General features: G+C 33.4%; 11 protein-coding genes. 7 read left to right on the forward strand and 4 right to left on the reverse strand.

The features are described from left to right. Positions 1 to 25: 25 nt before the first annotated feature. From IW20_RS02390 to IW20_RS02405, 4 genes are all read right to left on the reverse strand, one after another. Positions 26 to 919 (reverse strand): CorA family divalent cation transporter, encoded by an 894-nt coding sequence (locus tag IW20_RS02390; protein WP_035618271.1) that lies wholly within the window; start codon positions 917 to 919, stop codon positions 26 to 28. A gap of 316 nt (positions 920 to 1235) precedes the next feature. Then, entirely contained in the window at positions 1236 to 2162 is a 927-nt protein-coding gene (locus tag IW20_RS02395; RefSeq protein ID WP_035618274.1) for a magnesium transporter CorA family protein, read from the reverse strand. Positions 2163 to 2308: 146 nt separating this feature from the next. Further along, on the reverse strand, positions 2309 to 2848 hold the full coding sequence (locus tag IW20_RS02400) for a 3-hydroxyanthranilate 3,4-dioxygenase (protein WP_035618277.1): 540 nt from the start codon (positions 2846 to 2848) through the stop codon (positions 2309 to 2311). Between the two features lie 167 nt (positions 2849 to 3015). Next, entirely contained in the window at positions 3016 to 4089 is a 1074-nt protein-coding gene (locus IW20_RS02405; protein ID WP_035618280.1) for an endonuclease/exonuclease/phosphatase family protein, read from the reverse strand. Between the two features lie 176 nt (positions 4090 to 4265). Here IW20_RS02405 and IW20_RS02415 point away from each other — a divergent pair, with 176 nt between their 5' ends. The 7 genes from IW20_RS02415 to IW20_RS02445 all read left to right on the forward strand — a co-directional run bounded on the left by IW20_RS02415 (position 4266) and on the right by IW20_RS02445 (position 15187). Continuing rightward, on the forward strand, positions 4266 to 5282 hold the full coding sequence (locus tag IW20_RS02415) for an XAC2610-related protein (protein WP_051885495.1): 1017 nt from the start codon (positions 4266 to 4268) through the stop codon (positions 5280 to 5282). A 116-nt stretch (positions 5283 to 5398) separates the two neighbouring features. Then, entirely contained in the window at positions 5399 to 6298 is a 900-nt protein-coding gene (locus tag IW20_RS02420) for a S66 peptidase family protein (RefSeq protein ID WP_035618286.1), read from the forward strand. A 172-nt stretch (positions 6299 to 6470) separates the two neighbouring features. After that, entirely contained in the window at positions 6471 to 6830 is a 360-nt protein-coding gene (locus IW20_RS02425; protein WP_035618289.1) for a YraN family protein, read from the forward strand. A 118-nt stretch (positions 6831 to 6948) separates the two neighbouring features. Continuing rightward, the gene (locus IW20_RS02430) at positions 6949 to 7605 is read left to right on the forward strand and encodes an aspartate kinase (RefSeq protein WP_035618292.1); all 657 of its coding nucleotides are present in this window, start codon (positions 6949 to 6951) and stop codon (positions 7603 to 7605) included. Between the two features lie 765 nt (positions 7606 to 8370). After that, positions 8371 to 11508, forward strand: coding sequence for a SusC/RagA family TonB-linked outer membrane protein (locus IW20_RS02435; RefSeq protein WP_035618295.1), 3138 nt, complete (start codon positions 8371 to 8373; stop codon positions 11506 to 11508). 22 nt (positions 11509 to 11530) lie between these two features. After that, positions 11531 to 13030, forward strand: coding sequence for a RagB/SusD family nutrient uptake outer membrane protein (locus tag IW20_RS02440; protein WP_035618780.1), 1500 nt, complete (start codon positions 11531 to 11533; stop codon positions 13028 to 13030). Between the two features lie 150 nt (positions 13031 to 13180). After that, a complete protein-coding gene (locus IW20_RS02445) occupies positions 13181 to 15187 on the forward strand; it encodes an MGH1-like glycoside hydrolase domain-containing protein (RefSeq protein WP_035618297.1) in 2007 nt (668 codons plus the stop codon). The last annotated feature ends 10 nt before the right edge of the window (positions 15188 to 15197 follow it).

Below are 15197 nucleotides of genomic sequence, written 5' to 3' on the forward strand. Positions count from 1 at the left end.
ATCTATTAAAATTTATTACGCGTGGTTACATAATGTTTTTCTTTTTAAACCATATATAGATAAAAACACACATGACAAACATAAAAATAATTGCGTACAAATAACCATATTTCCATTCCAATTCTGGCATAAATTTAAAATTCATCCCATAAACACCTACTAAAAAGGTTAAAGGCAAGAAAAAAGCAGAGAAAACTGTTAATAATTTAACAACATCATTATTTTTCTGAGCCGTTACAGACAAGAAAGTGTTCATTAAGTTGATGGCATCCTCCATTGCTTCCTCATAAGCAAGAATAAGTCTAACAAGATTATCTTTTACATCCTCAAGCGCCGATAAATTTTCGTCAGGAACTTGAATTTTATTGATTACATTTTGCGTAAGCACTAATAATTTCTTACTAATCCTTGTTTCTGCTTTCTGGAAATACAAATCTTCCAAAGATATTTTGTTTTCCTTTTTCAAGAAAATAGTTTTTTCTACTTCATCGACCTGATCGGTTTGCCATTGCGAAGGTGCATCGTATGTTTTAACGATTTCTTTAAAAATATGAATAACCAGTTCATAAACTGATTTACATTTTAAATCAGATTTAAAAATATCTTCTAAGAATAAAAACGGCGTTCTATGAATCGTAATCAACTGACTTTCATTATAAAAAAAAGCAACTTTATTAGACAGTTCTTCTACCGTAGAATTATTATCAAATTCATTTGCTGTATAAGCTCTTAAAATGATAAAATCATAATTTTTTATCTTTTCAATTTTGGGTAAGTGCCCATGTTCCAGAGAATCCTTTACAGGAAAAACCTCTAGATTATACTTTTTAGCAATATCTTCTAATTGCGCTTCGGTTGGTCCTTTTATGTCAAGCCAATGAAATGATTCAAATGATTTTTCGGAGATATTTTTAGTCATTATACTGTTACGTTTTTAATTAAGATTGAGCCTTTCGAGTTAAAAATATAACAAGAATGCCAACCATATAAGTAATGTAAGTACATTTTAGTTTTACACTTATATTAGCTTAAACCACTTATATGGTTAAGATAAATTATATAAACTATTATACGTTTAAGTTCTAAAGATAGTCAAATGAGTACTTCAAGCACAAAAGTTAACTATATAACTACTAAGATTTATTATTAAAAATCTACGTACATCAGCTTAAATCTTGTGTAATCTGCGTGAAAAAACACTTATATTTTAATTATTGTAAAATTAGATGACAAGTTTAAAACATATTCTTTTTCTTGAACAAGAAAACACCACAAATTGATATTAATAATGAAATCAACAAGATAATAAAGAATCCGTGATTGTTTTCCTGAAGATTATTAGGAACGTTCATTCCATACAAACTCGCCACCAATGTTGGAATCATTAAGATTATCGAAATCGAAGTTAACCTTTTCATGATAACATTTAAGTTATTTGAGATTACAGATGCATAAGCATCCATCATTCCGGTTAAGATATTACTGTAGATATTTGTAGTTTCTTCAGCTTGACGTAACTCAATTTCAACATCTTCGACTAAAACAGGATCAAAATCGTCTCTGTGATTTTTTAGGTTTTTAATTCTATGAAACAACATATCGTTGCCTTTTAGGGAAGTAATAAAGAACACTAAACATTTTTCTATTTGAAGCAATGCTTGTAATTCTTCATTTTTAATCGATTTTTCCAGATTATCTTCAGCCAATCGAATACGCTGATTTATTTGTTTTAGGTATTTTAAGAACCAAATACTTGAAGACAAAAGCAGTTTTAAAACTAAATCGAAGTGACTGCTGATATCCGATTTTTTGCGTTGGGTATATAAAACGAAATCGGGTAAAATCTCGGTTTGATGAAAACTAAGCGATACAAAAACATCGTCTTTAAACATCAATCCTAAAGGTGCGGTATTAAAAGGTAATTTTGCATCATTGCTCTTAAAAGGAATTCGCAAGATGATAAGAAACCAACCGTTTTCGATTTCTATACGAGGTCTTTCGTCGATATCTTCAATATCATTATAAAAAGCTTCTGGGATTTGTAACTCCTGGAGTAAGAATTTAGTTTCTTCCTGAGTAGGGCAAACTACATTAATCCATTTGTTGTTTTCGCGGTTTTCTGTTGGGAATAATCCGTTGTTGTTTTTGTAAAAGGTAATCATAATGCAAAACGTTATTATAGGAATAGCGCATGCATTAGGCAACAACTATTCCTGTTTATCTTTCTTCTTCCTCGAATAATAATCGTCCATGTGGATAATTTATTTTTTTTTTGCAAAAGTATATCTTTTAAATAGAAAACACAGAATTATTTTTTAGCCACAAATCTTGGGTCAGATTCCATTACAGTTCCGCATTTTTTACACGTTCTCAAATCTTTAGAATTATAAAAATGCTCGAAGTGTGGCAAGAAATCTTTCTCGATATTATGAAGCTCAAAGAACACTTCATATAATTTGTGATTACAATTGTCACAATGCCAAAGCAATCCATCTTTATAACCTTTACCGGCACGTTTTCGCTCGATTACCAAACCTATAGAACCTTCTGAGCGTACTGGAGAATGTGGTACACGAGCAGGATGAAGATACATATCTCCCGCATGTAATTCCATTTCCTTGCGTTCACCATCTTCTTGGATGATAACTTTTATGCTTCCCTCAAGTTGGTAAAACAATTCTTCGGTTTCATTATAATGATAGTCTTTTCGGGCATTTGGTCCCGCAACAACCATTACAATATAATCGCCTGATTCAGTATATAAATTTTTATTTCCTACAGGTGGTTTAAGTAAGTGACGGTTTTCATCAATCCATTTAGTAAGATTGAATGGTTTAGCTATTGCCATATTTTTGAAGTGCTAAGTTACTAAGCTGCTAAGTTAGTAAAAAAGTATTCAGTCGCAGTTTTTAGTACCAGTATTCAGTCTCGATGTTCAGTTATAGTATCAGTTTACCGTACCAGTCGAAGTAGCGATTGACAACTGAAAACTGTGACTGGTACTGTGACTAAAAACTAGAAGCTCATCTCTTTAATAAGATAAACATAAACTGGAAAATGGTCACTGTAACCAACTTCGGTTGTGGCATGCCGTAACGGATATCCTTTATATTGTCCTGAAGTTTGTACTAAATACGATTTATTGAAGATTCCTGCTTTCCAGAATCGATACGAACTAAAATCGGTCTTGATTAAGGATTCCGTAACCATGATCTGATCAAAAACATCCCATGAATCGCGATACGCAATAGTTCCCATTCCCTTCTTTGCCATATCTTCAAAGGGATTGTAAACCCCAAACTCAGGTACATCGGCCTTATTGGCTTTCGCGCCAAGCGCAACTTTTACACTTTTATTATAAGGCCCATCATTAAGATCACCCATGGTAATTACTTTAGCATTAGGATTTATTTGCTGCAAGGAATCGATTATTTTTCTGTTCAAAGCTCCAGCAGCTTCTCGATACGGACTCGATTTTTGTTCGCCGCCAGAACGTGACGGCCAGTGATTTACAATTATATTAATTTCCTCTCCATCTAGAAATCCCGTTACAAGCAATTGGTCTCGGGTAAATACCCGATTCTTCTTATTCTCTATTGTATCTATACTATTTTCTATTGGTTTCTTATAAATAACGAGCGGAACATTAGAAAAGGTAACTGGTTTGAAATATTTTTTCTGATATAGTAAAGCCACATCGATACCTCGCTGATCTGGCGAATCGAAATGAATGATTCCGTATTCTTTATCTATTAATTTAGGTTGTTTTATTAAATCCTCGAGAACTCCCCTATTTTCTATTTCGGCACAGCCAATAAATGTTGGCGCATTAGGATTCTCGGGCGTTCCAATTTCGGATAAAACCTGAGCAAGATTGGATAATTTCTTAAAGTATTTTTTGGATGTCCAATGTCGTGCACCATTTGGCGTCCATTCGTCATCCATAATATTTGGATTCTTTATGGTATCAAAAAGGTTTTCTAGATTATAAAAAGCCACTGTATGAATCGTGTACTTTTTGGTTTGTCCGTGTAGTTGTGTCATCAATAAATTGAAAAATATAAAGATAGAAAAGGTAATTATTCTCATAACGATTCATATTAAAAAAAGAAAAACTTTTAATTTAAAGAAATTTCTTTCAATTATAAATCTAATTCATTTAAGTAAGATATTTCAAATTACTTTTGATAATGGCTATCTTTGTCTTACAAAATCTAATTTATCCCCTAAAAACAAGGGATTGACATTTATAATATTGATATAAAATGAAACTTTTTGCGACAACTATACTCGTCTTTATATTCAACTTTACTTTTGCTCAAGCAACTTTTAAAGTAAGTAACTTCTCTAAGGATTATTATGGAAAGATATTTATCTCGGACACATCCGAAGTTTTTTCTCAAGGTTGGGTTGCGATTTATGATACTAAATCCCAAAAACAAATTATAAAAGTAGAAGCTGAAGAACTAGCATTGAGTTTACACGACGGAAAAGCACTAGCAAACATAAAACAAGTGCCTTATGGAGAGCAAAGTTCGATAATGTATGAAGATTATAACTTTGACGGAATTAAAGATTTTGCGATCGAAGACGGACAGAACAGCTGTTACCACGGCCCTTCTTTTAGAATATATTTAGGAAGTAAAAGCGGGTTTAAATTCAGCCCCGAATTTACAGCACTTGCTCAAGAATATTGTGGTATGTTTCAGGTAGATTATAAGCAGAAACGAATTAGTGTAATGACAAAAAGTGGCTGTTGCTGGCATCAGTTTTCGGAATTTATTGTCGAGAATAACAAACCAAAAGTGGTTAAGATAATCGAAGAGAATCAAATGGGGTATCCATTTAATAATTACAGCGAACAAAATTGGGATGGTAAAAAAATGGTATTAACATCCAAAAACACAATTAATCTAGACGAAGAGGGTATAAAAACTATATTATCTTTTACGGTAGATAAAAATCAGAAACAGGTTGTTTTGTTTAACATCAATGACCGGACACTTAACTATGTTTTAATTGATAAAAATGATGAAGTGGAGTTTTCTTACCCTATAAATACGGCTTATGAGAATCCTGATTTTAATTTTGACAGAAAAAACAATACTGTTACCTTCAAGAATAAAGATGTTGTTTATACCATTTATGATAACAACAATACTATAGGAATTACAATAGTTACTGGCGGTAAAACGTACAATTGGATAGGAAATAGCACAACCAAAAAAGGAAAACTAACAGATATAACTACAACACAATTAGACAATGTTGTTGTAAACTAAAAACAAAAAACATGATTACAAACCAATTCCAATACATAAAGAAACATTTTGCTTTTTGTAAATTCGCATTTCTTATTATAGCATTACAATCATTCACCTGTCAATCTCAACAAAACATGATAACACCACCTTATTTACAAAAAGGCGATACTGTAGCACTTGTAGCAACTGCCCGAAAAAACATCGATGATAATTTAAAACCTACTATAGACTTGCTTAAAAGCTGGGGAATAGAAACTGTAATTGGAAGCACAATAGGTTTAGACACAAATCAGCTTGCTGGAACCGACGAACAACGTGCAGCCGATTTTCAGCATCAAATGGATAACCCAAACATTAAAGCTATTTGGTGTGTTCGCGGTGGTTACGGAACGGTTAGAATGATAGATTTACTTGATTTTACAAAATTTAAACAGCATCCTAAATGGGTTATTGGTTTTAGTGATGTTACCGTTTTACACAATCATCTTAATACGATGGGATATAAATCTATTCACGGTATTATGCCTGTAAGTGTCCCACGTGCAACTCCAGATGCAATTGCTACTATGCAAATGGCTTTATTTGGCAACCCGATTTCATACACTGTTTCTCCTGATCCTATGAATCGTTTCGGGAAAGCAACTGGCGAATTAGTTGGAGGTAATTTATCTATACTATATAGTTTATTAGGTTCTAAATCGGCTATCGACTGTCAGGATAAAATACTTTTTATAGAAGATTTAGATGAATACCTATATCATATCGATCGTATGATGATGAATTTAAAACGCAACGGTTGCATCGAAAACCTAAAGGGAATCGTGATTGGAGCAATGACTAAAATGAAAGACAACGATATTCCGTGGGGGAAAAATGCCTTAGAAATTATAGATGATGTTACCAAGAAATACAATATCCCAGTCATTTTTAATTTCCCTGCAGGACATATCCAAGACAATAGAGCATTAGTAATGGGAAGCACCGTTACAATCGAAGTTAATGCGGCGGGAAGTATGCTTGTTTTTAATAAATAGCATAAACAATACCTAGTCTAAGTACCTATTTAATTAAGTACAATCTCGCAAAGACGCAGAGTCGCAAAGAAACCTAATCCAAACTTTGCAACTCTGCGTCTTTGCATGAAAACTAATAGCATAAAAAAACTGAGACTGAAACTGAATACTAACCTTTCAATAACTAAAAAACATGGCTGAACACAATGAGCTCGGAAAAAAAGGAGAAGATCTTGCTGTGGAATATCTTCAAGAAAACGGCTATAAAATTCTAGATCGAAATTGGACTTTCCAGAAAGCCGAAATTGATATTATTGCAACCAAAGAAAATATCCTCGCTATTGTAGAAGTAAAGACAAGATCGAGTCTGGATTTTGGTTCGCCACAAGATTTTGTCGATGCAAAAAAAATCCAACTTCTTGTAAAGGCAGTAAATGCCTACATAAACGATAGGGAAATAGATTTTGAAGTTCGTTTTGATATCATCGGAATCCTTAAAAAAAAGGAATCCTTTGTAGTTGAACATCTTATAGACGCTTTTTATCATTTTTAACATAATTTTCTGATTGTTATAATTGTAACAAATTGTTTTTTAATTTATATTTGTAAAAAAATATAACACAACAACTAACTAAACCAACCACACTAAATTAGTAAAAAACCAGAAAATTATGAAAACTGTTTCCTCCATCGTAGAAAATTACATCAAAACGAAGCCTTTTTTATTAAATGCATTATCACTCGGCATTATTAACCTGACCTCATTGTCTAGAAATATAATGACAGAATTAGAAAGCGAGTTTGGCAAAGAAGTAAAACAAGGCGCTGTAGTAATGTCTTTAAAACGATTAACGGAAGAATTAGATTTCAAACTGAATCACAAAATCAATAAAGTAATCAAAAATATCGGTGAGATTACCGTACGCTCTGAACTTACGGATTACACTTTTGCAGCATCAGAAACTGTTTTAAACAAACAAGCTGATTTGATCTCAGACATTAATACTTTATCGGACATATTTTATACCTCATCTCGTGGTGTAAACGAAACCAATATCGTAGTTAGCAGCAGTATAAATCAATTAGTTGAAAAGCATTTTGCTCGCGAAAAATTAATTCAGAAACTGAGCAACTTAGCTTCAATTACTGTAAAATTACCAAAAGAAAATATTGTAGTTCCTGGAATTTACTATTTCATATTCCAACGTTTGGCTTGGGAAGGAATTATAATCAACGAAGTAATTTCGACTTCAAATGAATTTACAATTTTAGTAAGCGAAGATCAAGTAGATATCGCTTTTAAAGTAATCAAAGACTTGAAGAACTAGATTCTATTAAATATACTCAAATCCCTTTCTCAATTTAAAAGTTGAAAAAGGGATTTTTTTATGCATTCTTCTCAATACTTGTAACATATCAAATTGATTAAAAGAAAACTTCTTTAAACATTACCATCAAAAAACCAAACTGATTTGTACTGGTAGGGTTATTTTCGAATCATTCCAAAAAAAATATACCGCTCTCCCGCTAAAACTTTTAGTATTAAAAAAGAATAGATTTCAAGACTTAATTGTACTAAAACTCATACTTAAAATTTTACTTTGATAACAGAATCATTTCAAAAAAATAGTTTTTAAAAAGATAAAATACAATTAAGAGATTACTTTAAAATATTATCACTTATACATTTCACTTAATATTACAACGAAAAACCTTGCGCTTTTTCATCTTTCAGACAAATTTTACTGCATATCTGTTTCCTCTATATTAATTTATGAGCATTTAGAATCATCCTATTTTTTTGATTTTCTAACCTCAATAATCTACCAATTTTATCACTTGTTAAAATGGCACACTTGGCACATTTTTTTTTGAGCATCAAAAACAAACTGGTAGGTACTGGTGTATTTTATATATACAATCTTCTAAATTTGGATTTCATTATTCTTAACAAAAAGCATTCAAAAAAATAAATATCACTTTTTTAAAAGAAAAACCCATTCATAATGACAAAAAATTAATAACCACCACGAATCCCCTCCTCAAATAGAATAAAAAGCTTAACCACAACCAGAAACCAAAAACTAACACCAATGAAACAATTAAAAAACTTACTTAGGAAGCCTTTTCTAATGCCGATCATTCTCCTTTTTTGGCTGCCTAATACCTTGCTTGCGCAAGAAAGTCAGGCAAAAAAAACTATCTCTGGAAAAGTTACAGATGATAAGAACAACACTTTACCAGGTGTGAGTATATTTATAAAAGGGACTAAATACAACGCTGCAACCGATTTTGATGGGTCGTACTCGTTAACGTATACACCAAGCGGTACAAATCAAACTATTGTTTTTTCATACGTAGGTTTTATAGAAAAAACAGAAGCACTTGATAATCGTAGCGTAATTAATGTATCAATGCAAGAAGAAACCAATAAACTTAACGAGGTAATCGTGATTGGTTATGGTACGCAAAAGAAAGGTAACGTTACTGGAGCTATCTCTTCTGTAAAGAAAGAAAGCCTTGAAACACGAGCTACAACAAATCCTGCCGAAGCTTTACAAGGCTTAGTATCTGGAGTAAATGTGCAAAAAAGTGGTGGTGTTGCAGGTGCTGATGTACAAGTAAAAATACGTGGGGTAAATACTTTTGGCGCTACTGAACCTCTTTACATCATTGATGGATTTCAAGGAAACATAAATACAGTTAACCCAACAAATATAGAATCTATGGAGGTTCTTAAAGATGGTGCTGCTGCTGCAATTTACGGATCTGTTGCCGCCAATGGAGTTATTATTGTTACAACCAAAAACGGTCAGAAAGAAGGCGTAAAAGTAGATTTTAGTTCCTTTTTAAGCATCACCAATCCATCTAAAACGTTGGATTTATTAAATGCTGATGAATACAAAACTGTACACAAAAGAATGTACGATGAATATAATAAATATGCTACTTCTCCTAAACCACTTCCAGCATATATATCCGCTCCATCTACAACCGATACCGATTGGCAAGATGAGGTTTTCCGTTCTGGACTTACTCAAAATTACGGTTTAGGTATCCAAGGAAGACAAGGTGATATTAAGTTTGCATTATATGGTAACTATGTAAAGCAAAAGGGAATTGTAATCGATAATGAATTTGGGCAACAAACTGCTAGTGCAAGAGTTAGTTTCAAAAAATCAATCTTCGATGTAGATGGAAAAATGGCATATATAGCAACACAAAATGAGCTGCCTAATTTTCAATTAAAAGAAGTGTACACCATGTCTCCGCTAGTTCCTGTTTATGATGCTAACGAACCTTATGGTTATGGATTATCAAACAAAAATGGCTTACCAGCTGGTACAAACCCAGTTGCCGAAGAACATTTTAGAGATGGTATGAAAAAAGGACAGGATTTAACGGCAAATATTGCCATAACTGCAAACTTTGCTTCATGGCTAAAATATAAAATAGCGTACTCTTACCGTGTAAAAAACAATCAGGAAACGTACCATTTCCCTCCATATATTGCCAACCCAAAAGAGATACATCAATATGCTACACAAGAAGAATTAAGAACATTTTGGGACGAGCAAATATTAGACAACATTATTACAGTAGATAAAACTTTTGGAAAACACACCTTTGGTTTAATGCTTGGTAACACTATAAATGGTGTTTCGTCTAACTGGAATCGAGTAGGCGTAGAAGGAAAAACAACCGATTATACTGTAGAGAATGGACAATTGGTTTCTATCGATCGTCCGTCTGGGTTTCTAGATCCTGGTTTTGCAACTATCGGAGCTGGTAAAGGAGGAACATATTCTGCTGATGGTTCTAAATTTCAATACAACCGTGTTTCTTTCTTTAGCCGATTAAACTATTCTTTTGATGATCGTTACTTACTTCAAATGACAGTAAGAAAAGATGGTTCTTCTAAATTTGGCGAAGACAGCCGTTGGGGAACTTTCCCATCTATAGCAGTAGGGTGGAAAATAGAAAAAGAAGATTTCTTTCCTAAAGATTTCATCATATCTACTTTAAAATTACGTGCTAGCTGGGGGCAATTAGGTAACGAAGCTGCCTTAGGATATTACTCTGCAAATACATTAATTAAAACTGGTAACGGTTTAGGTTCAGGTTATGTACAAGGAAGCGGAAGCAACCCTTGGCCAGGAAGTATTGCAACAGCACTAGAAAATAGAAACTTACAATGGGAAACAACCGATTCTAAAAATATTGGTATCGATTTTACGCTTAAAAACGGGAAAATTAGCGGTTCTATGAACTACTACCACAATGTAACCGATAATTTATTGATTACAAAAAGGCTAGCTCCATCTGCAGGAGTAGATAACCCAATCCTTAACGTAGGTAAAATTAGTAATAAAGGATTTGAACTTGAAGTTAATTATCGTGATCAAATTAATGAGTTTAAATACAACGTAGGCTTTAACCTTACAACGCTTAAAAACAACGTAGAATCTCTTGCTAATGAAGGACAGACAATTTACGGACAAGGATTAAAATTTGGCACAGAACATTTCCCAACTCAAGCACGTGTAGGAAGTCCGATTAGTGCATTCTACTTATACAGAACCGATGGTATTTTCCAATCTACTGACGAAGTAAATGCGCATAGCAAAAATGGTGTTTTATTACAACCAAATGCACAACCAGGAGATATTCGATTTAAAGATTTAAACGGAGATGGTGTTATAGACGAAAATGACAAATCATACGCAGGAACAGGATTACCAAAAATGGAAGCTAACCTAAGTTTAGGAGCTAGCTACAAAGGTTTTGATTTCTCTGCTTTAATAGGAAGTGGTTGGGGTAACAAATTATATAACGGAAACAGATATTTTTACGAATCTATGAATTCAGGAACAAATATGTTGGCTACAACACTTAACTCTTGGACACCAGAAAATCATAGTAATACGCCTCGTGCAGTACTACAAGACCCTAATGGAAACAGTCGTGAGTCTGATCGTTTCTTAGAAAGTGGAGATTTCATCAGAATGCGTCAATTACAAATAGGATATACAATACCTAATAAAATGTTAGGTGGTGCCAAAATAGACAAGCTTAGATTTTATGTAAGTGTCGAGAACCTATTTACAATTACAAATTACTCAGGTATTGACCCAGAATTCTCACGTGACTCTGTTCTTAATACAGGAGTAGATCGTTTTGTGTATCCATTTACAAGATCATTTGTATCTGGTGTTCAATATATATTTTAATACTATTATAAAAAACATAATCATGAACAAGATATTTTTTATATTATCCGTTATAGGTTTATTCACAATCACTGGTTGCAGTGATTATTTAGACCAACAATCGCCCGACGAACTTACCTCAAATAATTTCTGGAGGAACAAATCTGATGCCGAATCTGCCCTTGCAGCAACATATTCTCAACTTGAAGCTGCTACAGATAGATGGACTTTTGCCGAAATAAAATGGCCTGTTGAGGCATACCGTGAAGATATTTGTGATTTAGGTAGTGATGCATTAAATTACCAAAACTGGGTAGAACTTTCAACATTTACCTACACCAATGGTAATAGCCAATTTACCGAATATTGGAGAATCAATTATAGAGGAATTAGTAATGCTAATCAAGTTATTGATAAATTACCACAAGTTCCAGCATCAACTATTACCGATGCAGACAGAGCACAAATAGAAGCAGAAGCTCGTTTTTTACGTGCGTATTATCACATGAAATTATTGCTTAACTGGGAACAAATTTATGTTAGAAACAAATACGTTACTAAAGAAAGTGATTTAAACATTCCTTTATCTACACGTGCCGAAGCTTGGGATTTTATTACAAGCGAGTTTAAAGCTGTAGCTGCAATATTGCCTCTTAAACAATCTCAGGACAAAACAGGTCGTGCTACTAGCGGAGCTGCCAATAGTTACTTAGGTTTTGCTTATTTAACCAGAGCTTATGAAGAAACGGCTCAAAAACAAACATACTTAAACGAATCTCTTACTGCATTAAACAAAGTACAAGGATATGATTTGGTTAAAGATTATGTGTCTATGTTTGATGGAACTAATAAAAACACTAAAGAATCTATATTCGAACTACAATTCTCAGAAACAACTGCCAATGGAGCATTCTATCGTAATGCACTACATTATTGGATGGCTTCATCAGAACTTGGTGGATGGGATGAAATTCTTCCGAGCACAATGCTAGTAAATGAATTTAAAAAAGAAGGAAAAATAGCGACTACAGGAAACTACGATTCACGTCTTTATAATACACTTTTCTTTAAAGATCCTTATTTTAATGACCCAGATAACCCAAGAGTGTTAGGAACTACTTACGATGAAAAATTTGGAGGTGCAGACAAACCTGTGTTCCGTAAATTCATACCAAGTACTCAGGAAAAAATGGATCAGGAATTTACAGCAATCAACATTCCGCTTATGCGTTACTCTAATGTATTGTTGATGCAAGCTGAGGCATTAAACGAATTAGGTCGTACACCCGAAGCTATTCCTTACATAAACAAAGTTCGTGACAGAGCCGATATGCCTGCAATGACTGGTACAACTGGTAGTGAGGTAAAAGCTCAAATCGAACACGAAAGAATACTAGAATTCCCTCTAGAAAACTATCGTTTTTATGACTTACGTCGTTGGGGCAAAGCAAAAGCTGCACTTGATGCTGTAGGCCGTACAGGTTTTGATGCATCAAAGAACAATTTTTATCCAATTCCATTAACAGAATTACAAGCAAATTAATCCATTGAATTATTTTAATTTTTAAAAGAATAGCCCTATATTTCTTGGGCTATTCTTTTTATCTACTGATTTCATATTTCTCTATTAATCACTATTTAAAAAAGAGAAATATATCTCAAACCAAAAACATTCAATAAAAAACGAAACAACATGAGCAAAAGGCAAACACTTTTTATTCTTTCATTCTTTTTTATATTACAATCCAGTTGGGCACAAAAAGACTTTCCGATTTTAGAATCCTCAAAAAACAGTATAAATTACAAAGGAAACCCTGCAAATGCAACCGACAGAAAATCATTAGTTTTCTCGGATAAAGGCGCTTGGTTCGGATTCGGATTCTTAGAACCATCCGAAGTTCAGGCTGGTTTTTCTGGTCCTTTTTTAATGACAGAACAAAACGGAGTTTGGTTAAGTCCCTCATTTGTTTCCTTGCAACTTAACGACGAGAACAAACAAGAAGCTATTAACTGGAAAACAGCTTTAGTAAGCCAAAACAGCTACAATAGCCACTTAGAGCAACAATTTAAAAACGAGAAATTAGAGATAAAACAACAACTTGTTTTTTTATCAGGACATTCGGCATTACAAAAAACAAGTATTACCAATAAATCAGGAAAAACAATAACACTTTATCCATCTTATGGTTCTACTCTTTTTATAGATGATTTACAGTTATCTAAAGAAAATAAAACATTAAAAATCGTTTCCACGAAAAGTACAGCTGTGGGTTATATTCAGTTTTTTAATGCAACCCCAGAAATTGAAATTACAAAACAAGGTTATAAAACTCAAACAGAAAAGCTAACCTTAAAACCAAACGAAACTAAAGATATCGTTGTTTCTCAATCCTTTATTTTCTCACAATACTCATGGAAAAAAGAGAATGAAGTTATAGCAAAAACAGCCTTCAATACCCTACTTAAAAACACACAAAAAGAAAAAGAAACTCAACTAGCACAATTAATAGCCAAGAAAAAAGCCATCTATAAAGACAATACCTATTCTGATTTAATTGCTAAACTAGTACTTACATTACAAAACAATACCCGAATTGCTGCCGAAGGTTTAAAACACGGTGGGCTTTTCCCGAGTTACAATTACGAATGGTTTCATGGCTTTTGGGCATGGGACAGCTGGAAACATGCTGTTGCTGTCGCCAATTATGATTCTGAACTAGCAAAAGACCAAATGCGTGCCTTATTTGATTATCAAGAACCGAACGGATTTATTCCAGATTGTGTTTACAGAAACAATCTAATAGAAGAAAACAATTACCGAAACACAAAATCTCCCCTTGCTGCATGGGCAATCTGGAAGATTTATGAGAAAACGAAAGATGCCAATTTTATAAAAGAGTTTTATCCAAAACTAAAATCATATCACAACTGGTGGTACAAAGAGCGTGACCATGATCAGGATGGAATATGCGAATTTGGTTCTACAGATGGTACATTGGTCGCTGCCAAATGGGAAAGCGGAATGGATAATGCTGTTCGTTTTGACGATAGCAAAATCTTAAAAAACGGTGATAAAGCCTATTCGCTAGATCAAGAAAGTGTTGACTTGAATTCGTTTTTATATGCTGAGAAGAACTATTTAAACAAAATGGCTCAAGTTTTAAAATTGAATGAAGAAGCTAAAAAATGGCAAGACGAAAGTGTGGCATTAAAAGCTAAAATCCAAACTCAATTTTGGGATCCTACAACAGGTTGGTATTACGATACCACAATCGACGGTAAAACATTAATAAAAGCAATGGGATGCGAAGGATATTTGCCTATTTGGGCTGAGGTTGCTACTGCCGAACAAACCAAGGCGATGAAAGAAAACATGATGAATCCTGCTATCTTCAATACTTTTGTTCCGTTACCAACATTGGCAGCAAATCACCCAAAATTTAAACCAGAACGTGGCTATTGGAGAGGACCAATTTGGCTTGACCAAAGTTATTTTGGTATAAATGGATTAGAAAAATATGGTTATACAACCGAAGCAAACCAATTGGCACATAAACTCATTCATAATGCAGAAGGAGTTCTGGACAAAGGCACATCTATAAGAGAAAACTACCAACCACTTACAGGAAAAGGAATGGAAGCTTTTAACTTTAGCTGGTCGGCCTCACATTATTTAATGCTACTTTTAGAAGATAAATAATTAAAAAATA

The organism is Flavobacterium hydatis (genome assembly GCF_000737695.1).
Taxonomy (GTDB): domain Bacteria; phylum Bacteroidota; class Bacteroidia; order Flavobacteriales; family Flavobacteriaceae; genus Flavobacterium; species Flavobacterium hydatis.